Below are 21,752 nucleotides of genomic sequence, written 5' to 3'. Positions count from 1 at the left end.
TACGGTGTCCACCCCGCCCGCGACGACCAGCATTCTCCTTGTCGACGATCAGCCGGAGAACCTGACGGCGCTCAGGGCGATCCTTGTCGACGAGAGCTACCGCCTCGTGACCGCCGCGAGCGGGAAGGACGCGCTCCTCAGGATCCTGTCCGAGGATTTCGCGGTCATCCTGCTCGACGTGCGGCTGCCCGACATCGACGGCTTCGAGGTCGCCTCGCTCGTGAAGCAGCGGGAGCGGTCGCGTCACACGCCGATCATCTTCCTGACGGCGGCGACGGACGATCTCGCGGCCATTTACAGGGCGTACGCCGTGGGCGGCGTCGACTACCTCCTGAAGCCGCTCGAGCCGGAGGTCGTCCAGGCGAAGGTCGCCGTGTTCGTCGAGCTCCACCGGCGCGGCGAGCAGATCAAGGAGCAGGCGGAGCTCCTGCGCCAGGCCGAGCAGCGGCGGCGCGACGCCGAGGTCGAGGACCTCCGGCGCGCCGCGCAGGCGAGGTACCAGAACCTGGCCGACGCCATCCCGCAGTGCGTCTTCACGGCGAAGCTCGACGGCGGCATCGATTACGTGAGCTCGCGCTGGCTGGAGTACACGGGGCTCGCGTTCGAGGCGCTCCGCGGCTGGGGCTGGCAGGCCGCGGTGCACCCGAACGATCTGAACCAGTTCGTCAGCAAGTGGCGGCGCTGCCTGGAGTCGGGTGAGCCCTTTCAGGGCGAATGTCGCCTCAGGTCGATTCACGGCGCCTACCGCTGGCACCTGTGCCGGGCGGTCCCGGAGCGGGACGTCTGGAAGCGGGTGGTCGCCTGGCTCGGCAGCTTCACGGACATCGACGACGGCAAGCGCCACGAGCAGGAGCGCCTGCACCTCCTGACGCGCGAGCGGGCGGCCCGCGCAGAGGCCGAGGCCGCGGTGCGCCGCTCGGAGATCCTCGCGGAGGCGTCGAGCTCGTTCTCGGCGTCGCTCGACGAGGACAGCGTCGCGGCGGCCCTCGTGCGCATCTCCGCGGAGCGCGTCTGCACCTGGTGTGTGCTCGATCTGCGGGAGGAGGGCGGCGCGCGCCGGCTCGCGGCCGCGCACAGGGCCCGCGACGCGGCGCGGTTCATGGCGCGGTTCGGCCCGCGGGAGCTCGCCTTGACCGCGGACGGCGTCGGCGCGGTGCTCACGACCGGCCGCCCCGACCTGCGCGTCGAGTGCGCTCCGCGCGACGTCGCCCTGGCGCTCGACATCGACGATCCCGCCGTGATCCAGGAGATCGGCGCCAGCAGCTACCTGTGCGTGCCGCTCCTCACGCGCGGCGAGGTGCTCGGCGCGCTCAGCATGGTGTGGGTCGAGCCGGGCGAGCGCTTCGAGCCGCCGGATTTCGCGGTCGCCCTCGACGTCGCGCAGCGCGCGGCGCTCTGCCTCGAGAACGCCCGGCTGCTGCGGATGACGCGCGAAGCCGTGCAGATCCGCGAGGATTTCGTGGCGGTCGCCTCGCACGAGCTGAGGACGCCGCTCAGCGCGCTGGTGCTCCAGGTCCAGGGCCTCACCCGCGCCCTCCACCGCGCGGACGGCGGGCTGCCGGCGGAGCAGGTGCTGGCGAAGCTCTCCCAGGCCGGCGGGCAGATCGACCGGCTCACGCGGCTCATCGACACGCTGCTCGACGTGGCGCGCATCAACAGCGGCCACCTCGAGCTCAGCCTCGATGACGTGGATCTGTGCGACGTGGCGCGCGACGTGGCGGGCCGCCTCGAGGCCGAGCTGGAGCGGGCCGGCTGTACGCTCGACCTGGACATGCCGATGACCGCGGTCGGCCGGTGGGACCGCCTGCGCATCGATCAGGTGATCACCAACCTGCTCGTGAACGCCATCAAATACGGGCGGGGCAAGCCGATCCAGGTGCGCATCTCGGTGGATGGGCGGTCCGCGGTGCTCCAGGTGGCAGATCAGGGCATCGGGATCGCTCAGGAGTACATCGCCCGGATCTTCGGGCGCTTCGAGCGGGCGGCGCCCACCAGCTCGTATGGTGGGCTGGGCGTCGGCCTGTACATCGTGGACCAGATCCTGAGGGCCCACGGCGGCAGCATCCAGGTGGAGAGCGCCCCGGGCATGGGGGCGAGGTTCCAGGTGGCGTTGCCGCTCCCGCCCCGAGCGGCTGGTCCGTCCGGGCCCCTGGGCGAGCGCCCTGGATCGTCGTTGACCGGTCCCGCGGGCTGAGAGGCGCTCTCCTGAGCTCACCTGGCGTCCGCGCGGGGCAGGGATGCGGTCGCGCTGCGCCACCGTTGCAACCGGTGGTTTCAACCGTGAAAGACGCCTCACGGTCCCCCCGGGAAAAGAGGCGATGCCGGCGTCCGGCCATCGTTGGCCTGCATCGTGCAACAAGCTCGTGACAGAGCGCCCGGTGCGACACCCGGGGGCAGTCCCTCGCCGATCACCGCGGAGACACGGAGGCACGGAGCGAACCCAGACCCGTGCCTTCGTGCCTCCGTGGTGCCTGCGTGCATCCGCCGTGAGAGGCGGAAGGCGAGTGGATCTCCCGGGTGGACAAGTTCACGTCCGGACGGGCGCTCAGGGCTCGTGATCTCCGCACTGCGACGCTGCGTAAAAGATCAAAACGGTTTATAGGTGATGAGCCCTCGCTGAGCGACGTGATCAGTCCGCCACACATATCGGTAGTTCAAGTGAAACTTTCTATCAGCCTAGTTGGCCCCTCGATCAGCGCCGTGGACAGCGCGGGTCCCCTCCTGGTCAAGACACCCTCTCTCGAAGAGGTGGTTCGGGCGGCCGGGGCCCGCCGGCGGGTCTCTGCGAGCGCTGCCCGGGGCGCCACGTCCCGGAAGCGCGCCGCCGCCCGTCGGACGGACGAGCGCTCGGCGAAGGCGACCCGCCGCGCGCGGTGACAGGGCCGGCGCGGGGCGTCGCGGACGCTCCCGCTGGCGCCGGCCGGTCGAGAGAGCGCGCCGCCCCCGCGTTGCGGCGCGAGGGGCCACGGAGGCACAGACGACGCAGAGGAAGGAAAAGAACCTCTGTGTCCTCTGTGCCTTCGTGGTCTTTGTGCCCTCGCCGGGCGCTCAGCGCGCCTCGGCGTCGAGCAGCGGGCCGAGGTCCTGACCTCGCATGAGCCGCTCTACCACCTTGACGAGGAGCTTCGGGGTGCAGCCGAAGCACGGGGTCCCGAGGGCGGCGAGCTTCTGCGCCATGTCGTGGTCGTACGAGGGTTTGCCGCTGTCGGACAGCGCGAGCAGGCAGATCGACTTCACCTTGCTGTCGGCGAGCTGGCGCATGCGGGCGAGGAGCTCCTCGGCGTTGCCGCCCTCGAACAGGTCGGTGATCAGGATGAACAGCGTCTTCTCGGGGCGCTCGATGAAGTTCGCCTGGGCGTAGGCCACGGCGCGGTTGATGTCGGTGCCGCCGCCGAGCTGCGCCGTGAACAGCACGTCGACCGGATCGACGAGCATCGGAGTCACGTCGACGACCTCGGTGTCGAAGAAGAGGAGCCGAGTGCGGAGGACGTCGAGGGACGCGAAGATCGCGGCCATGATGGAGCTGTAGACGACGCTCTCGCCCATGGAGCCCGACTGGTCGACGAGGATCGCGACGTCCCACTCGTGCCTCCGCGTCTGGTTCGCCCAGAAATAGAGCTTGTCCGGGACGAGGCGGCGCCGCTCCGCGTCCCATCCTCTGAGGTTCTTGCGGATGGTGCGCTTCCAGTCGAGGTTCCTGAGGACGCGGAGCGGGCTCGTCGTGTTCCGCCGCAGGGCGCCGAGGACGGCCGTGCGGATCTCGGACTCCAGCGCGCGCCGCACCTCCTCGACGACCTCGCGCACGATCTGGCGGGCGGTCTCCCGGGCGGCGTCGGGGATGAGGCCCTTCGCGCTCATGAGGGTGGCGACGAGCTCGACGTTCTTCTCGAGGAAGGGCAGCGTCTCGGGCTCGAAGAGGAGCTGCGTCAGCCCTCGTTTCTCGATGGCGTCCTTCTGGACGAGCGCGACGATGTCGTGGCTGAAGAACTCGCGCACCGCGGAGAGCCACTCGGGGACGTACGGCCGCGAGCCGCCGAGGTTGCCGGCGCGCTCGTCGTAGATGAACGAGAGGGCCTTGTCGAGGTCGCCGAGCCGCCGCGGGTCGACGTGAAGAGCGGACGCCCCGCCGCCGAGCCCCCCGAGGGAGAGCCGAGGATCGACGCGCTCTGCCTCGGGCCCGAGCGCGAGCCGCCAGCGCAGGAGGGCGTCGCGGTCGCCGTCGGTGAGGTCGTCCGTCGCGCCGGCGGGGGAGGGGGGCGGAGGGGCTTTCTTGGGGGTGCGGGCGCTCATCGCTGTGGGGTGTCGGAGGGATCGTGAGCTCCCAAGAGAGCCTGTTTGGCGGGAGCCCGATGAGCCGCCCCGCGGCGCGAGCAGCGAGCGGCCGCGAGCGCCGTGCGCGCGTGCCGCACAGCGGCAGGATAGGGGGCGTGGCCGCCGGGCACAAGGAGGACGGCGCGGCGGAGCGCGGCGGTGCTGCCGGGCTCCGCCGGCGCGGCGGAGCTACGCCTTCGGAGCCCCGACGGTGAACTCCCAGACGAACTTCCCCTTGCCTTGCTTCTCATCGGGCGGGGTGAGGACGAGCCCGTCGATCGACTTCACGACGCAGCTCGCCACGTCGTCCGACGCGGTGGTGCCGGCGGGGTCGACGGCGACGTTCGTGATGCGGCCGCTGTCCTCGAGCACGGTGAAAGCGACGGTGACCTTGCCCTGCGCGCCGGGGTTCCGCGCGAGCTCTGCGTCATAACACGCGCTGATCTCGTCGCGCCTCGTCTCGAGCAGCGCGGCCGTATCGTCTCGGTACATCTCGGCGTTCCGCACGGCGAAGGAGCAGCCCGCGGACGCGCTCGCCAGAACCATCATGGTAAGACCCGACAACCACTGCTTCATGCTCGCCTCCTTGCGGGGAGCGCCGCTCACGGGCGGCTTCGGACCAGCGTTCATTTCCCGGCGTCCGCGGTCTTCTGCGCGGTGTCCTGCTCGACGATGTTGAACTCGACGCGACGGTTCTTCTCGCGCCCCTCCGGCGTGTCGTTGTCCGCGATGGGCTTCGATTTGCCGAAGCCCTTGGCGGTGAGCATGCCGGCGGCGATCCCGTGGTCGACGAGGTACTTCATCACGGCTTTGGCGCGGCGGTCCGAGAGCTTCAGGTTGTGATCGGCCGACCCCTCGGCGCTCGCGTGGCCCTCGATGGCGATCTTCTTGATGTGCGTGTGCTTCTTGATCGTGGCGACGACCTCGTCCAGCAAGCTGTGGGACTCCGTCCGGATCGTCGCCTGGTCGTATTCGAACTGGATCTTCTCGTTGATGATGATCTTGTCGTCCGTCACGACCACACGCTCCGGCGGGGGCGGCGGAGGCGGCGGGGGCGGCGCGGGCGGCTGGCCCACGACGGCGAGCGCCTTCCCTCCTTCGAACGTGGTGACGCCGCCGCAGGCGATCGGGCCCAGGGCCATCGCCGTGAGCACGGCGCCGGCGACCCAGGGCCCGAGGCCCGTGGCTCGCCGCGCGACGAGCCAGCGGCGGGGGCTCGGGCGGCTCGTCACATCTCGTTTATCTTCGATATCGTTCATGATCGCGTCTCCATGGCCCGCTGTCACGGGCCCAGGCCACCGGGGCGCTCTGGCACGGATCTGTTCGCGCCGGAAGATGCGCCAGCGGCGGCGCTGCTCTGGCCTGGGGAGCACGGCCTTGAACCGCCGAAACGATCCGGACCCCTGGAGGCAATGCAGGAGCAGCAGCCGGAGCTCGATGGGGTGCGGCGGCTTCGGTACGACCTATTCCCGCGGGCCGGCGGGCGCCTTCTCCGGGCAGCAGAACAGGTGATCTGGCACCAGCATGGCGCAGCCGTCTTTCCAGGGGTCGTCAGGCGCGTAGTCCGTCCGGTTCTCCGCAGGATAGAAGTACGCTTTGGGCTTCGCGGGATCCGCGCAGCCGCTGTCGCGCTCCGGCGCTGCCTCGCGGCCCTTCGGCGCGCCGGTGACCCTGGAGCAGGCCGCGAGTGCGGCGCCCGCCACGAGGAGCATGAGCAGCGCCGCGACGGGCCTGTGCACCCACGGCGACGAGCGACCGGGCCGTCGCCGCGGACATGGCTGTTGTCGAGAGCTACCTATCGCCGCGCCCTCCGGGTGCATGGACATCAGCGGGTGCATCCGGCCTGCGGGGGGTTCGATTTCAAGAGCTCGCAGGACGTCAGAGAGCAGCCGAGGCCCGCACAGGCCGCTTCGAAGCTGGGGTAGCAGCAGCCGGCGGCGAAGACCTCGCGGCCGGCGCAGTCGACGAAATCCGGAGCAGGTCGGGCCGGAGCAGCGCATCGTGCCGGCTTGGTGGGCGGCGGGAGGTCCGCTCTGGGCGAGTGACCGGAAGCAGGGCTCTGGTCGGGATCGGACGTCGGCGCGCCGCCGGTCGCGGGCTCGGGCCCTCGGGCCGGCCCCTGCTCGGGGGCCGCCTCCGGGCCGGGCCCGCGCTCCGCGATCGCGCCAGGCCCTCGGCCGGGCGGAGCGTCCGGGGTCGCGGCCGAGGTCGTCGGGCTCGGCGTGCTCGTGCAGTGAACGAAAAGCAGAAGAAGCGAGAGCGACCGTCCGAGAGCGAGCGCCTGGGCCGATGCGATCTTCCGCGTCATCAACCGAGCATCGCACGATGGCCTGCGCGAAACCAGGGGAGCCCGCGTCGTACGCGCGCTCGTTCAGCCGCCAGGGCGGCCCCCCGCGCCGGCGACGTCGGTCAAGGCATAGTGCCTCATCTCCTGGATGCACGCGTAGAAGGGCTTCACCTTGGCGAAGAATGACGGGAACGACGCCTCCTTGCGAAACCCCTGGAGGTGGCCTTCCAGCGAGTCCCAGCGGATGCGGACGACGAAGCTCGCCGGCTCCTCGGTGCATCGGGAGATCTCATAGTCGAGGCAATGCACGGAGCCGCGCAGCTCCGTGGCCGCAGCGCGATAAGCGGACAGGAACGCCTGCTCTTGCTCGGCGGGGATCGTGTAGCGAATGTACTCGATGATCATGGCAGCTTCCTGGGTTGGGGCCCGGGGGCTCTCTCTGTGCGGCGGCACGAGCCCTCCGGAGACCAGAGATACGCGCCGGCGGATCGATCGTCGAATCGATAGCAGGCGCGCCAACACATAGGTGATGTCTATGGGTGGGCGTGGTATCCATCGACCATGCGCTTGCAGTCGGTGGACACCCACCTTGTCGTGGCCTTGCACGCTCTGCTCCAGGAGAGGAGCGTCACGCGCGCTGCGCGCCGGGTGGGCGTGACGCAGCCCTCGATGAGCCACGCGCTTTCACGGCTGCGCGCCCATTTCGGGGATCCGTTGCTCGTGCAGGTGGGCAGGCAGATGACGTTGAGCGAGCGCGCGCGGGACCTCTTGCCGAGAACAGCCGAGGCCGTCGAGCGGCTCGAGCAGGTCTTCGGTCAGGCGGAGCGGTTCGACCCGAGGCGCTCGACCCGCACGTTCCGGCTCGTCGCGACCGACAACCTGGAGCTGCTCGTGCTCCCGCCGTTGACCAGGATCCTCGCCGCCGAGGCGCCGCACGTCAACCTGCGGTGCCGCAACATCCCGCCGGATTTCGCCGAGCTCCTGCGCCGCGGCGAGCTCGACGCCAAGCTGGGGCGCGGCGGGCCGGTGCCCGACGGATGCCGGTCCACGCAGCTCGCGGCCGAGCAGCTCGTCTGTCTGATGCGGCGGGGCCACCCGGCCTCCCGGAAGGCGCTCACGGCGGCGCGCTACGCTGCCTGCGAGCACCTGATGATCTCGCCGCACGGAGAGGACCACAACGTCATCGATCAGGAGCTGGCGGCGCGGGGGCTGCGTCGTCGGGTGACCCTCACCGTGTCGCATTTCCTCGTCGCTCCGTTCATCCTCTCCGGCTCTGACCTGCTGCTCACCGTGTCCGCGCGGGTCGCCGTGGCGCTGGCCCGGAAGCTCGATCTCGTGGTGCGGCCGTGTCCGCTCGAGGCGAGGGGCTACACCTTGACGCTCGTCTGGCCGGAACGCTCCGAGGGCGACGAGGGCCACAGCTGGCTTCGCGCCGCCATCGAGCGCGCCGTCGCGTGCGAGCCGGTCGCGGGGCTGGGCGAGGCCGGAGGGCCCCCTGCGCGAGGGCGGTGAGCAGCTTATCGCTTCCGGTCGCGGCCGCTTGGCGACCCGGGTGTAGCTCAGGACGAGCGCCTCCTCTTCCTCGGGCGTCGCCGGTCCGGGCTCGACGAGCGCCGCTCGGAAGCATGGCAGAGGGCCGAGCGCGATGGCGCGCTCCGGCGCGTCCTCCGGCAACCGGCGGAGCGCTTCGATGACTCGCTGCGAGCGCAAACAGCACGCGATAACGCTCACGTGCTGTGCGGTCTTGCGTGCTTGTTTTGTGCGTAGGTCGTCCTCCGCGCCGCTGGGGGAGTGGGTGGAGAGGTTTTTTCTGGGCCTGCGGGCGCGCATCGTCGCGCCGGGTCGACGGGGCAGCCGAAGGGCGCGCTCGCGAGCATCGCGCATGCGAGCTGCACGGCGGTAGGATAGGGAGCTCGGGTGCGGGGTACGAGGAGAGCGGCGCGACGGGGCGTGAAGCCGATGGCTCCGCGATCACGCGTCGAGAGGAGAGAAGGGCCATGGTCAGCGTCGCGGTGAAGGTGGAGACGAAGTGCGGCGCCTGCCGCGCTCGGGTGCCGGTCAACAGGCTCGCCCGCGAGGTGGGCTGCCCGCGCTGCGGCAGGTCGACGGCGATCGACGGCGGCCTTTGGTCGGGGCTCCTCCGCGACGCGATCGACGATGGCCCGAAGCTGGCGCAGAACGAGGAGCGCCGCAGCTCGGCGGGCGATCTGTCGGTCGTCTACGCGCGGGCCGTACCCGCGTGCCATGGCTGCGAGACGGCGATCCCCGTGGCGAGCGTCCAGGAGGTGCGAGCGCAGGCGCTGATCCGCTGCGCCCGCTGCGCCAGGCGGATCTGGGTGAGGGCGGTGCCCGCGGAGGTCGCGGGCGCGCTCCCGAGCGTCACGCACCTCGTGGGCGAGGAGCCGGATTGGCGCGCGCTGCCGCCTGAGCTCCAGATCGACGCGGCGACGTTCCCGTGTCCGCGCTGCGGTGCGACGGTCGAGCTCGACGGGGTGAACCGAACGTGCGCCTGCAAGCTCTGCGGCGCGAGCGTGAGCGTTCCGGGCGAGCGCGTGGGCTCAGGGGCAAGCCAGGCGGTCGCGCCCTGGGTCCTCTGCTTCGAACCTTCGGTCAGCGAGCGTGCCCCTGCCGTCGCCGCGGGGCTGTTCGACTGGAAAGGCCTTCCGGAGGTGGCCGTCGACACAGAGGGGAACCTGTACTGCGCGGCCACGCAGTCGCGCTGGCACTGCGACGCGAGCGGATGTGTGAACGAGGAGGTCGAGCATGTCCTGTGGTCGATCGATCCGTCGCTGAACGTACGCTGGGTGCGACGCGATCTTCCGGGAGCCGCGCGCTCCCTGCACTGCTCGAAGGACAGGCTCCTCGTGATCGGCGCACGACGCTCGCCGCCGCTCTGGCTCTCTCTCACGACCGGCGCGTCCGTCGAGGATCCAGCCGCCGCGGCGCTCGTGCCCGACGCCGATCGGCGTGCGCGCGGTCTGTTGACCTGCGATCGCGACGGCTCGCTGCTGATCTGCGCGGATGGCAAGCTCCGGCGGATCGCGGCGAACGGCGTGGAGGTCCCCGTGTGGGCGAGCAGCGCTCTGCAGAGCGACGCCTCGAGCTGCGATTTGAAGGATCTGCGCGATCGTCCGGTGGACCTGGGGGGCGCGGCCGACGTCTTGCACTGCGGTCCGGACGGCTCCCTCTACATGGTGAATGAGTCACCGGGCGGCATGCTGGCTCGCTTCGATGCTGACGGACGGAAGATCTACTGCGTCGAGCTCCCCAGAGCGGACTGGGGTGGCGATGAGCTCGCGCTCGGCGCCGACCTCCGCGGCAATGCCTACGTGCTCGGGTGCAGCCGCGTCGTGCGGGTCAGCGCGACAGGCGAGCCGAGCATCGTCGTGAAGGCCGAGATCGACTTCGAGGCGGAAGACGGCCCTTCTTTCTGGTCGGAGAGGAGGCTCGCCGTGTGCCCTGACGGGGCCTTCTGGCTCTTCAGCGAGGAGGGCATCGCCTGGAAGTTCGATCCGGCGGGCAGGCTGCTATTCGACGGCGAGAAGGAGCCCGGGCCGAGGAAGATGACTCGGGACCAGGCCTTGCAGCGGGCAGCGGACATGGCTGAGGAAAGGCTGAACCTGGAAATGAAGCTGGAGATGGAGCAGGCGCGTGCTCGCGCCGAGGAGGAGCAAGCCCGCTACCTGGAGAAGGAAGCCCGCTACCTGGAGAAGCAAGCCCGCAGCCTCGAGGAGGCGCGCAAAGTAGGCAAGTCATTGCTCGAAGAGCGCAACAAGATCGAAAATAGGCAGGCTGTGTATGCCTTGATATTTGGAATCATAGTGATGCTGTTGTGTCTGTTGCTCCCGTGGCACTGTTCACGAGCTTGAAGCCGGTGCGTGTTGGCCGAGCTCGGCTTGACGTGTGCCGACCCTCCAGGCAGCTCAGCCGAGGTCGATCCGCGCGCCGTTCAGTCGAATGCTCCCGCTTCCCTTGAGCTCCACGGAGGGCGCCTCGACCTTCACGCCGTCCTTCGTGCAGGTCACCATCGAGCCACACTTGAGGACAGCCGAGCCGTTCGTCAGCGTGCACCCGGAGGCCGGACCGCCGATTCTCGCTTGCCCCGATTTCAGCGTGGCGGACCAACCGCCCGACTTGAGCTCAGCTTCCTTCGTGCCATGAAAGGAGACGTTCGCCGCCTCCCCTGCGAGCGCGGAGCCGCCCTTGATGCTCACGGAGCCGACCGATTTGATGCTGGTGTTGCCGGTGACGCGCGCGTCCAAGTTGCTCTCGACATCGATGTCGAGAGCCTTCGCCTGGATAAGGGCCCTGGAGGCGGCTTCGATGCGTAGGATGGCCGCTTGCATGGCGATGGCGGCGGTCGCCCGGATGTCGACAAGCCTCGATGTGATGAACGCCTTGACGCCGCTCGCCATCTCGACCGCGCCGGGAGACTTGAGCACCGCGGTCGCGGCCCCCGTGACGACGGTGCCGCCGCCCGACGCGAGCACGGCGTTCGACGAACCGCACACGAACGCGTTCGCGAGCCCGATGACCGCCGACGTCCCGAGGGCGGCGTTGGTGCAGCTCGGCGAGCTGACGGCCTTTACCGGGCTCGGTACACGCCCCGGGCTCGCCGCCATGGTCGCGCCGACGGACATCCCGTTCACCACGGCCGCGGCCGACTTGTCCCCGGCGGATTTCATCAGCTTGGACGCGCTGCTGATGAGGGCGCGCCCACCCTTTATGGCAGCGTGCCCGGCTGTGGCGAAGTCGACCGCGCTCCCGACCCCTTTCAGCGCGACGTTGGTCTCATCGGCCTCGAACGCCTTCTTCCTCGCCTCGGCGGCCTTCTTCGCGCTCTGCGCCGCCGCGCGCGCCTCAGGGACGCGCTGATCGGACACCGCCAGCTGTTCATTCCACTCTTCCTGCGTCATCGGGCGCTCGATCCCGTCCGGGCCCTGGACCATCGGAGGGGGCGAGGGGAGCGCCGCGCCGGACAGGACCGCTTCCTCCTCCAGCCGCTTCGCCGCTTCTTCGGTCCGCACGACCTCCTCGTCCAGCTTCGCCTGCTCGGTGGCCTCGTACTTCTTGGGAAGGTCGAGCACCGATTTGGCCGTCGCCAGGAGGTTCCCAGAGACGCTCTCGATCTTGTCGCCAAGGCTGAGGACGTTCGACACCCCCGCGAAGTTCGTGATGTCGGCCGCGGCGAAGAACGACATCGTGCTGGCCACCGAGTTCATGACGGTGGTGACCGTGTTGATGCCCGCGCTGGCCACCTGGCTGTAAGCGTCCGTGGTCGTCATCGCGGCGCCGGACTCCGGCGTGTTCGGCGCTCCCAGCTGGAGGCAGGCGCCCCCGTACGGCGTCGAGATCTTGATGCGCTCTTCGCCCTCGGTGTCGTCGATGTTGATCTCGTTCCCCCCGCCCGTCCTGATCACGTTCCGCTTGGCGTTCTTCGCCTCCACCGTGCTCGGCGTCTGCGGGTTCGGCACCGCGCCGGCGATGATCGGGCGGTCCGGATCGCCGTCGATGCACGTCAGGATCACCTCCACCCCGCTCCGCAGCGGGAAGTGGAACCCGTAGCCCGGCCCCGCGTGGGGCTGGGCCATGCGCACCGGCCTCGACGCTCGCCCCTCCTTCGCGTCGCTCGTGTCGAACAGGAACCGCACATGGTAGCGGCCCGTCTCGTCGACCTCGGCGTACTTGCTCTTCGCGGCCGCCTCGACGACGCCCGTGATCACCCCGTGCACCCGCGGCTTGGGCGTGACCCGAGGCGGCCTGTACGCCGTCTTGAAAGGGATCGCCCGGAACTCGTTGGCATACGCGTCTTCGTGCCCCGTGCCCGTGCCGAGCGCCGCCTGTTGCAGGCGATGGCGCACCTCGACGAGCAAGAGCTCCATGTCCCCGCGCGGGTGCCCCTCCAGCGTGAAGCGCGCGCCGGCGCCGAGGACCTGCACGTCGCTCGCCCCCGCGAAGACGCGCCGCGTCGCCCGGAGCTCCTCGGCGCGGATCCGGGCGAGCTGCTGCGCCTCGTCCGGCGTCTTGAAGTGCGCCCCGTACTCGACGATATCGCCGCCCGCCGCGCCGGAGACGGTGGCGGTCGCCATGAGCGGCAGGTGCGGCGTCCTGTAGTTGTAGTCCTTGACCACGTACCGGTTCGGGATCGTGCGCGTCGTCCCCTCGAACCGGTGCACGCCTATCCGATCGCCGCGAGCGTAGAACGGGACGTGCTCGTCCCCCGCGATCGGGTGAAAACCACTGTTGTCGTCCGTGAAGACGATCACGTCGCGACCGCTCTGGTGCTCGAAGAAGAAGGAGATCCCGAGGTGCTCCGCCAGGCGCGACACGAACTGGAGGTCGGTCTCCTGGTACTGTACGACGTATTCGCGCGGTTCGTAGGAGCCGTTGAGCCGGAGCTCGAAGTCGTCCGCCTCCGACAGGCCCGCCCGCTCGAGCTTTCTCTTGATGATCTCCGGCACCGTGAGATCCATGAAGATCTCCGACGTCTCGGTGAGGCTCAGCCTCCAGGCGCGCGGCACGAACGTGAGCGAGTAGCCGAGGCGCATCGTCTCGGTGTGCAGCGCGTCGTTGACCACGGAGACCATCCCGAAGAGCTTTCGCTCCTCGTGTCCGCCCCGGGAAAAGACGAGCGCCGCGGGCTCCGTGAGGAGCGCCTCCTCGTCGATCCCGCCCGGATCCTTGCACACGACCCGGATCTCGAACGCGAAGAGCTGCGCCAGCGTCTCATGCCCCGAGAGCTCCACGAGCTCGACGCTGCCGGCGGGGAATGCGCCGGAGTCCAGGCGCGCGGAGAGGATGTCTTTCACGAAGGCCTCTAGATGTCAGAGTGGAAGGATGCCCGTTCTTAGTCCTTGCCCGGCGCGCCGGGGTGCGCCCGGCGTTCCTCGGGGAGGATACTGCTGTCGGACGTCATGGTGCCGGTCTTTCCGAGGACATCGAGCCAGGCGTGGTTCAGGACGAGCGCCCGGCAGGCTCGGCGGAGATGGCGTCGTGCACGGCTTCACGCGTCCCGGTTCCGGCGAGCAGGTGCCACCTCCGGAGCGTCGGCAGGTCGCGCATGGCTTCCACGGCGGACTGCAGCGCTGGCGGCATGGGGCCGAACCGCGCTTCGTACAGCTCGATCGTTCCTGCGCCATCCCCTGCTTGCGCCCCTGCTCGATGAACTGCTCGAGCACGATCGCTCTCGCTTTGGGGCGCGGATCGTCCTCGCCCGGCGAGCCATTGACCGGGTGAGAGCGCGTTCGTGGCGACGTGGCCGACCCATCCCGCCCTCTGAAGGGCCATGATGGTTCCTGGCTGCCACGCGGTGTGGGCCTGCGGAGACACCCGCCTCCTGCGCGGCGCGGCCTTTCCTGACAGCGCTCTGCGGCACGCGCCGTGCTCCTCCGGCCGGCATGCCGCGCCCCCGACTCGCCACGTCGATCGCTTTGCTTGCGCTGATCTCCGGCTGCGCCGCCCGCCCGCAGTCGGCTCTTCCCGTTTCCCTCGACGTCCCGCACCCGCCTGCCCCGCGTTCGTCCGAGTCCAAGGGCGCTGAGGGCGCCGCGCTCGGCGGGGAGCTCCTCGTCTGGGGCCGCACGGGCGATGGGCCGCCTCGGACATGGCACCTTACCGAGGAAGGCGCGGTGATCCGCGAGGAGCCCGGGATCGTCGTGGCGACCGGTCGAGGGGAGTGGCGCTGGGAGGTGCGCGAGGTGAAGGTGGAGACCTCGGCCTGCGAGTTCGGGCCCGAGGAGACGCGCGAGCCGGGCGAGGGCACCGCGAACCGCGCGGAGCTCGTGCTGCGCGGGACGGGCGCGCGCCAGCAGGTGATCGCACCGTCGGACGCGGATGGGAGCAACGTGATCCAGCACGAGGCGGAGGCGATCGGGAGCGTCGGGCCGTACCTGTTCATCGAGGAGCGGACGTACAGCTACGCGTGCGGCGCACACGGCTTCGTGGGCGTGGGGTTCACGGTGTGGGACGCCGACAAGGGGGCGATCGTCGACCTGCTCGCCGAGGTGTCCGGCGTGCCGGCGCTGCAGGGCGAGGCCGAGGCGCTCCTCGACGAGGACGAGGCCGATCCCGAGGCCGCCCGGCAAGAGGAGGATGCGCCGGAGCTCGTGCAGATCGCGCCGGCCTACGACGCGCGGGGGGCGCTCCGGGTGGCCGCGAAGCTCGCGCGCGCCGCGTGTTATGCCTGCGGCGACGGCGCGTGGAGCTCCTACACGCGCTCGGCGGTGGTGCCCGCCAAGAAGGCGCCGGCGCGCCTCGCAGCGTGGGTGTCCCCGCCGCCCGGCATGCAGAGCTTCCTGGCGGAGCACCCGGACCTCAACATCGGCGGCTGGTCGCGGGCCGGCCGGGAGGAGTGAGGCGAGCGAGCCCCGCTGGCCGGCCGGACGGCCCCGGCGCGCGCCCGTAGCGATGTGCTTTTACACAGGTGGCCATGTAAGCAGGAGAGCTCAACGACGCCGCGGCAGCTGTAGCAGGAAGTGGTCGACCTCGGGGCCGTCGATCGATCTAGCGCGATAGTAGCCACGGAGCGGGCCTTTGCACTCGATCCACTCGCTGTCCCTCACCTGGCATTCTTTCGTGAGACATCGCTGCTTGTACTGTTCTCGCCAGTCGCCGTTTTGCGCTTTGCTGATCATCACCGCCGCCAGCGCGGTCGTGGAGTCGTATTTGTAGTCCAATACTTGTTGGTGAATCCTGAAATCACGAGCCCAGCGCTTGACTTCGATGATGGCATGCTCGGATGGGAAATCGTCGTGCGTCGCTCTGACGTCGGCGAATCCCGTACTGCGCCTGTCCTCGCGTACGGCCTTCCACCCCCGGGAAATCAGGTTCGATGTGATGAGCGCAGAGAACAGCTTCTCCTGCACGAGCTCGCCGCCTTGCCTGAACATGTCGAGCGCCATGGAGCGCACCACGACGAGGATGTCGAGCAGGTCGGCGATGAGCTGCTTCCGGAGCGTCGGCTTGCTCTTGCGGGCGCGCCGGGGCTCAAAGTTGAGGATGCTGGGGATCGTTGTGACGAGGATGGGATCGGCGTCGGCGGCCGACAGGACCCGGATTAGGCCTGCGGACTGGAGCAGATGGAGGATGTCCAGGATCTCGAACTGAAGCGGGTTCTCCTCAGTTGCAAATATTTCATCCACCTTTCGTCGGCGGAGCTTGCCGCCGCCTCGCAAGATGACGTCCCAGAACCTCATGGGCAGACGCGACAGCCTCACGTCCGCGATCGCTCGGCGGAAACGGCGTACGAAATCCGGCCGCCTCTCTCTGAAGGCGCCATAGATCTCGACGACGTCCTCGATGCGAATGGAGTCTCGCTCCCATAGCTCGTGGAGACCGTACTGTGCGAGGTAGGCGTTCCCTCCCGAGTGCAGCAGGATATGATCGATGATCTCGTCATCGACCATGACACCCATCCTCTCCCAGAGAGGTGAAGATAACGCGCGTAACTCGTCTCGCGTGAACGCCGGCATGATGAACCGGCGCGCGCGTGAGAGGAAGGGGGAGGCCGACGATTCCCCTATGTCGAAGACCCCTAGGCCTCCCGTGGCGAAGACCTTGAGGCGGGCGGATCGCGCCTTTCTGGCGCTCTCGATCCGCTTGAACCACTCTCGCCCGAAGCCTGACGGATCAACGTAGTCGTTCAGCTCATCGTAAAGCAGCACGAGCACATGCGGATCGGGCTTCACGTCATTCTGGTACCTCTCGATAACCTTAAGAGGCTCGGCGAGCAGATAGAGATCTTGGCGCAGAGGCTCGAGCCTGCCTTGTTCGACGGGGACATCCACAAGGAGCGCATCAACCAGCTTCCGGCAGAGCGCATCGATGGTCCTGAACATCGGTGGCTCGCGGAAAAAGAGCGACTGGACGCCCGGGATACCTTGGAGCTGTTTGTGCAGCTGGGCGAGGAAGACGCTCTTACCCACGCCCCAGCTTCCGAGCAGGTATCCAAGCCCTCCTCCCGACATCAGCTCCTGCTGTACCTCGCGCAGCAGGTCGGTGCGCGGCACGACGACTTCGATGTCCTCACCCAAGCGATAGGGGTTGTGCTCATGCGCCATGGCGCGCCCTCCGCCGCTGCACCGCACGCGTGCGCACTGGCGGCGCATGTGCGCCACGCGGTCGGAGCGCTTCCGGGATCCGAGGCATCTCTGCGCTGCCGGTCAGCAGGCCATAGCGCTGGAGATGCTTCGCCGCGCTTCCCTCCCAGCCGTCGTGCGCCGCGACGACCTTACCCGGGTCCTTGGTGCTCGGTGCGGTGAGCTCCTGAAAGAGCCCCAGCGCCGGCGGCGAAGATCTCGCCAGCAAGGCGCGAACCTCGCGTCCGGCCTCGAGCACCAGAGCGCGCTGCCGGACCAACATCGCGGCTTCCGCGCAGAGAACATCCGTGTGCACGACGTGCTGGCTATCAGGCTGATCGCGCTTCACCACTTCGAGCAGGGCCGAGCCGTACTGCCGCAGTAGCACCGGGAATCCGCCGGTTGACGCCCAAGCGGCTTCCTTCGTCATCGACCCGACGGTGAGACCTACTCGGAGGCAGAGGCGCGTGAGGAGATCGTCGCTCTCGTCGCGTCGAAGCGGGCCCAGCCAGGAGATCTCGCAGTAGGAGCGCAAGGGGTTGTCTGCCGCTCCGCGGTCGGAGCGCAGGAGCGGTCCTGGGTCTCGCCCGACCAAGGCAAGCGAGACGCGCTGAGTGTGCTGCGCGATTCGACGTAGCCGCTCGAAGAACTTCTCGATGCGCCATATGCCGTGCTCGCCGAGGTGGTCCTCGAAGAGCAGATCGCATTCATCGAGAATGAAGCAGATAGGCAGAGGCTGGATGGCGAGCGCGAGTTGGAGCAGGCGCTCGAAGTCGTCCAGCAGATCGGCTTGACGCTCGGGCAAGACGGCGTGGGGGGCTGCCCGAAGGAGCCGATCGCGCAACTGTTCGACCATGACGAAGAGCAGCTTGTCGAGCCCTTGTCCTGCGGGATGCTGCACATCGGCGATGTTCTGCACGTCCAGCGCGACCACCAGCGCCTGAACCAGCGCACCCTCCTCGGGCGCGGGCGTGAAGTGAATGAGCGCCTGCGGGGCACCGACGGGATCGAAGCGCTCCGCCACGGCCTGAAGGAGCGAGGATTTGCCGACCTTGCTCAGCCCGAAGAGGCCCACGGCGTCACCGCGGAGGAGGTGGGACGAGAGGCGCGAGATCTCATCCTCACGGCCCATCAAGGCGCGTCCGTGGACGGGATCGACGCGGCTAAAAAGGTCGAAGTCGCGCGCATGTAGGCGGATCGACTCGATGAGTGGTGGAAGCACATTCTCCACGGGAACCCAGGGGATCCGCTGCCCCCAAGGACCGGGCAGAAACGGGAGGCGCTCGGTGAGGTCCCTGCGCTCGGTTGCGATGAGCAGCAGATCGGGATCGATCTCGCCGGCACCCGCAGGATACTCCGCCGCCCGGAGGATGTCTCGACCGTCGAAGCCCCCGGTGGCTGCCAGGATCCGTAGCTCGGGCGCTAGTGCGAACGTCTCGCGGAGCTGTTCCGACGCGCGTGCCTGGATGAGCCATGTGGTGCTGAGCTCGTTCAAAGGCTCAATCTTGACCGGTGTGCAGCCGTCTCTCTGCAGGCGGTTGAGCATGTCCTTGCCCCAAGGGACTCGCTGGACGAACAGTGCTTCGTGGCGGGCGAGCCGTTGCTCGGCGGTCTCGGACACCTCGTCGGGCAGTGTCAGATCGATAGCGCCCGCGAGCGTCTTGAATGCCGGGAGGAAATCGTCCTTCACCCCGGTAAGGGAGGCCCACGTGAAGACGTCCTGGAGGCCGCACGCCAAATCCGCTCCCGCAGCAGCGAGGAACTCGGCGACCCGACGTGGCTCAACGCCGTTCTGCGTGAGGTGGTGCGCTGCCAAGCAGACGAGCCACGGCTCGGTGGCGATCGGGAGAGCGGCGCGCTTCAACGCATCTTTCAAGGCATTCCCGAAGACGGTGGGCATGAATGCGAAGCACGTCGCCACGAGCTTTTTTCTTGAGTCGGAAGGATCGGCTGCCGCGGTCAACCACAGGCGTCGAACTGCATCGTAGATAGTCCAGAAGAACGCGTTGAGGCCTGCTCCTGGTTGTGCGGCGTCCTCCGCGGCCCCGAGGAACGCGCAGGCGAACAGACCGATGCGCACGAGGATGAGACTCGGCTCGTCGCTGTCATGGTCCTCGTAACGGACGAGGAACTGGCTCCGGCGTCGTTGTGGTTCGAGGCGCGCATAGGCCACGCGCCACGCAGTGGCCGGGGCGGGGAGGCGCGCGAGGAGCCGAGCAAGCGGTTGCACGGCCTCATCCCCATGCGACCAGATCGCCGCGCTCGAGAGGCCGGGGGCGCGACCGTCGAGGATCTCGACGAGCCACGCCCAGTATCCTTCCAGCTCCTCATGGGGAGCATCGGCAGCGTCGAGCACGCGGGCAGAGCCGTAGAGCAGGGGAAAGGCATTGTAGCTGAGCTGCCGACGGCCCTCGCCGACGTGCGCAGGCTTCTGGAAGGAGCGGGCATGCACGGAACGTCGGGCCGAGCCATCACGGACTTCGCGCTGCGTCAGCGCCTCGCGTTCTTTCCAGAAGCGATGAAGGAAAGCCACCCGGACGCCACTGTGTGCTAAGCTTTCCACCAGCGTCTTCAACGCGACGTTCGAGGTGGACTCATCGCCTTGGCGTTGTCTCGCGACGTTGCTCAGATGCTGCGCCGACAAATCGGCGAGCAGCCCGCACGCGATCGTCGCGCCATCTGGGCGGGTGAGGAGCAGGCCATACGCCTCGCGCAACCATTGGGTTCGCGTGCCCTGATCGTCGAGGAGATCGGCGTGCATTCGGAGGAGCTCCGCCACGAGCAGCAGGGCAACGCTGCGGGTCCATCGACCCTCCTCATCGAACACGGGCGGAGCGGCTCGGATGAGCTCTATGAGGAGCTCCCTATTTGAAGCGATGTCCGACAGCCAGACGGTGTTCCACATCAAGCTGGGCCATGGCAGCGCGTCGAGCGCCTCGAGCCACGCCGTTCGATCAAGCCGTAAGAGGACATCGAACTCGAACCCCCCCGCATCCTTGAGGGGGCCGTCGTACCTTCGAGCTTCCCACACGAGGAACGGATCACGCAAATTCTGCCAGTGCCGAGCCTCAGCTTCGAGCGCCTCTCGGTCGCGTGAATCCAGGCGTTCATCTGCGAGCGTGTGCGCGGTGGCAGTACACGTCGTGATGGCGGACCGCAGGGCGTCAATCCATGCGCGGTGTCGAGCGGGCTGGGCCAGTACGGCGTCGACGAACGCGTCCTCGAACGCCATGAGCGCATTACGGGGTAGGCCTTCGCTGCCATGGTACACGTGCATCAACGCCGTGACGTCGACGGGGCCTGACGAGAGATCCATTGCGGCGCGCCTGAGCACAGCAGTGCGTTCATCGCCTTCGGTCGGCGCTCGCTGCTTCTCTGTCGCCTTGCCGAGCCACGGCGCGCTCATGAGCCCTTCTCCTGCGGCGTCGAGCTGATCGGTGATTTTATAATTCGAGATGCGTGCCGCTCGTGGAGCCACGAAGCGAGTTCCTCTGCGTCGTTCCAGGCTTGGCGGAGCTTGTCACGCACGAGCTCCGGGTGCGAGAGCGAGATGATCATGGTGCCGCGCGATGCGAACTCATTGAAGGATGAACCCAGGAGCCAAATGCGGTCGTCCACCACTAGAAAGCGATCGTGGATGACCGGGCGTTCGCCTGGCATGACGCGGATCTTGAACGTGTTGATATCCTTTTGCGTCGCCAAGTTCTCGATTTCTGCGTGGAGTACGTCCCCCTTCTCCATGTTATTGGAGGAAGGGTCCATCGCTTTGAGCACTTCGGCGGATGTGAGGATCGAGATTGGTGCGTCGATCTGCCCTACGGCCAGGGCAAATCTGACCAGCTCTGGGCGGGCGAAGTAGGGGTCGATGATGAGGACCTCTCTCGTCGCCTCATTGAGGAGGCTCCGGAGGATGTCAGTCGCCTCCTGGACGTCATCGTCGAACAATCGCTCGCTCAGGCTCCGGACTGCATCCTGCGCCTTACGGGCGCGCTGGGCCGCCCAAATGCGGGATTCGGCTCCGGGGACATGCGGCCCCCGCGCCGAGCCGATCTTGATGGTGAAGCCTTCAGTCCTGAGTGTCGGAACCTCATACTCCTCGGCGGCTCGTCGGGGCGTCGCTGGAACCGGGACAACACGCTTGCGGTTTTCGCCTATAGAGAGGTTTCCGGTTACGCCAGCCAGGACGACGGTGTGGCGCGTGTGGAGTAGGCCGCGAAGCGGATCGCGAATCGTCTCTCGGAATCTTCCGATTCTATGTCTGAACGTCATGCGGACGAGAGGCGCTTCGAGGGCGACTCTCGCCGTGGAGCACTCACCCGAAGCCCGCTGCTCGTCGACGGCGAGCTCCAGGCCGGTAAGGTCCTTTCCCGCTCGTGGGTGTAGGCGGTAGAGCATCCGGCCGATGTGCTCCGTGCTCGCCGACAGCCGTCTTCCCTCCATCTTCCGGAAGCGTGGGTTGGGTGCCATGAGGTGTACCGAGCCCCAGAGTTCCGGGTAGTCGTCCAAATCGAAGTGAAGCCGCTCCGACAGGAACTCGACCGCGTTGCGGCACTCGTTTTCACGTGGCCAGAGCGTCTTTAAGTCGAAGTCGATCAAGGGAATCATATGGTGCATACGTGGCTGTCCGTGCCACGTGGGGACGAAAGGCGCTTCCTGTTGTTGCTCCACTGCAAGCGCAAGGCTCGGCCATGGGGGCTCTTCCCCGAGATCGAGCAGCCGCAGTCGTCGTGCTTGCTCGTCGCCTGGAGCCGGAAGCGTTCCATCGTCCGTCGGTAGCACCGCGTCCCCGCCTCGGCAGCGAAGATACCACTCCAGTGCTCGTCCGGCGGGCATCACGGTGTGGCGCACGTACACGCGGCGTTCGCTCCTTCTGAGCTCACGGACCTGCTCGCCGTCGTCGGTGGGCGGCGGCACTTCCGCAGGGAGGAGCTCGACCAGCCCGAATAGCAGCACCCGTTCCTTGGTTCGTTTATGCAGGTCCCACGCGAGGTGGACGACCGCGTGGCCGTAGTCGCTCTCGAGCGTTGCGAGCGGATGGGACGGCTGGGCGGTCACTTCCTGGATTGCCATATCCGCTT

Annotated in this window: 13 protein-coding genes; 4 read left to right on the top strand and 9 right to left on the bottom strand. The window is 68.2% G+C overall.

Features of this window, described 5'->3' with window-relative positions; translation table 11 throughout:
• The first annotated feature begins 4 nt into the window (after positions 1–4).
• Positions 5–2,194, top strand: a complete 2,190-nt coding sequence (locus WMF39_RS42445) for an ATP-binding protein (RefSeq protein ID WP_437742142.1) — start codon at positions 5–7, stop codon at positions 2,192–2,194.
• A gap of 854 nt (positions 2,195–3,048) precedes the next feature.
• On the opposite strand, the gene WMF39_RS42440 is transcribed toward WMF39_RS42445, so the two are convergent.
• From WMF39_RS42440 to WMF39_RS42420, 5 genes are all read right to left on the bottom strand, one after another.
• Positions 3,049–4,290 (bottom strand): VWA domain-containing protein, encoded by a 1,242-nt coding sequence (locus WMF39_RS42440; protein ID WP_437742141.1) that lies wholly within the window; start codon positions 4,288–4,290, stop codon positions 3,049–3,051.
• 210 nt (positions 4,291–4,500) lie between these two features.
• The gene (locus WMF39_RS42435; protein ID WP_437742140.1) at positions 4,501–4,887 is read right to left on the bottom strand and encodes an AgmX/PglI C-terminal domain-containing protein; all 387 of its coding nucleotides are present in this window, start codon (positions 4,885–4,887) and stop codon (positions 4,501–4,503) included.
• 50 nt (positions 4,888–4,937) lie between these two features.
• Positions 4,938–5,570, bottom strand: coding sequence for an OmpA family protein (locus tag WMF39_RS42430; RefSeq protein ID WP_437742139.1), 633 nt, complete (start codon positions 5,568–5,570; stop codon positions 4,938–4,940).
• Positions 5,571–5,774: 204 nt separating this feature from the next.
• Positions 5,775–6,050, bottom strand: a complete 276-nt coding sequence (locus tag WMF39_RS42425; protein WP_437742138.1) for a hypothetical protein — start codon at positions 6,048–6,050, stop codon at positions 5,775–5,777.
• Between the two features lie 632 nt (positions 6,051–6,682).
• A complete protein-coding gene (locus tag WMF39_RS42420; RefSeq protein ID WP_437742137.1) occupies positions 6,683–7,003 on the bottom strand; it encodes a putative quinol monooxygenase in 321 nt (106 codons plus the stop codon).
• A 156-nt stretch (positions 7,004–7,159) separates the two neighbouring features.
• On the opposite strand from WMF39_RS42420, the gene WMF39_RS42415 reads away from it, so the two are divergent.
• Positions 7,160–8,110 (top strand): LysR family transcriptional regulator, encoded by a 951-nt coding sequence (locus WMF39_RS42415; protein WP_437742136.1) that lies wholly within the window; start codon positions 7,160–7,162, stop codon positions 8,108–8,110.
• Between the two features lie 485 nt (positions 8,111–8,595).
• On the top strand, positions 8,596–10,467 hold the full coding sequence (locus tag WMF39_RS42410; RefSeq protein WP_437742135.1) for a hypothetical protein: 1,872 nt from the start codon (positions 8,596–8,598) through the stop codon (positions 10,465–10,467).
• A gap of 54 nt (positions 10,468–10,521) precedes the next feature.
• Here the strand turns inward: WMF39_RS42410 and WMF39_RS42405 are convergent, their stop codons facing one another.
• Positions 10,522–13,407: a type VI secretion system Vgr family protein gene (locus WMF39_RS42405; RefSeq protein WP_437742134.1), complete on the bottom strand. Its 2,886-nt coding sequence runs from the start codon at positions 13,405–13,407 to the stop codon at positions 10,522–10,524.
• Between the two features lie 588 nt (positions 13,408–13,995).
• On the opposite strand from WMF39_RS42405, the gene WMF39_RS42400 reads away from it, so the two are divergent.
• A complete protein-coding gene (locus WMF39_RS42400; RefSeq protein WP_437742133.1) occupies positions 13,996–14,952 on the top strand; it encodes a hypothetical protein in 957 nt (318 codons plus the stop codon).
• 90 nt (positions 14,953–15,042) lie between these two features.
• Here WMF39_RS42400 and WMF39_RS42395 read toward each other — a convergent pair whose 3' ends face one another.
• The 3 genes from WMF39_RS42395 to WMF39_RS42385 are packed head-to-tail and all read right to left on the bottom strand — an operon-like array spanning position 15,043 to position 21,744.
• Positions 15,043–16,656: a hypothetical protein gene (locus tag WMF39_RS42395; protein ID WP_437742132.1), complete on the bottom strand. Its 1,614-nt coding sequence runs from the start codon at positions 16,654–16,656 to the stop codon at positions 15,043–15,045.
• Positions 16,646–20,080 carry a hypothetical protein gene (locus tag WMF39_RS42390; RefSeq protein WP_437742131.1) on the bottom strand — a complete coding sequence of 1,145 codons (3,435 nt, stop codon included), beginning with the start codon at positions 20,078–20,080 and terminating at the stop codon, positions 16,646–16,648. The genes WMF39_RS42395 and WMF39_RS42390 overlap by 11 nt, the downstream gene beginning before the upstream one ends.
• The gene (locus WMF39_RS42385) at positions 20,077–21,744 is read right to left on the bottom strand and encodes a VPA1262 family N-terminal domain-containing protein (RefSeq protein ID WP_437742130.1); all 1,668 of its coding nucleotides are present in this window, start codon (positions 21,742–21,744) and stop codon (positions 20,077–20,079) included. The genes WMF39_RS42390 and WMF39_RS42385 overlap by 4 nt, the downstream gene beginning before the upstream one ends.
• Between the last annotated feature and the right edge of the window lie 8 nt (positions 21,745–21,752).

The organism is Sorangium sp. So ce1504 (assembly GCF_051521635.1).
Taxonomy (GTDB): domain Bacteria; phylum Myxococcota_A; class Polyangia; order Polyangiales; family Polyangiaceae; genus Sorangium; species Sorangium cellulosum_B.
The sequence above is the reverse complement of the archived record's forward strand: the minus strand, read 5'-3'. Positions and strand labels throughout refer to the sequence as shown.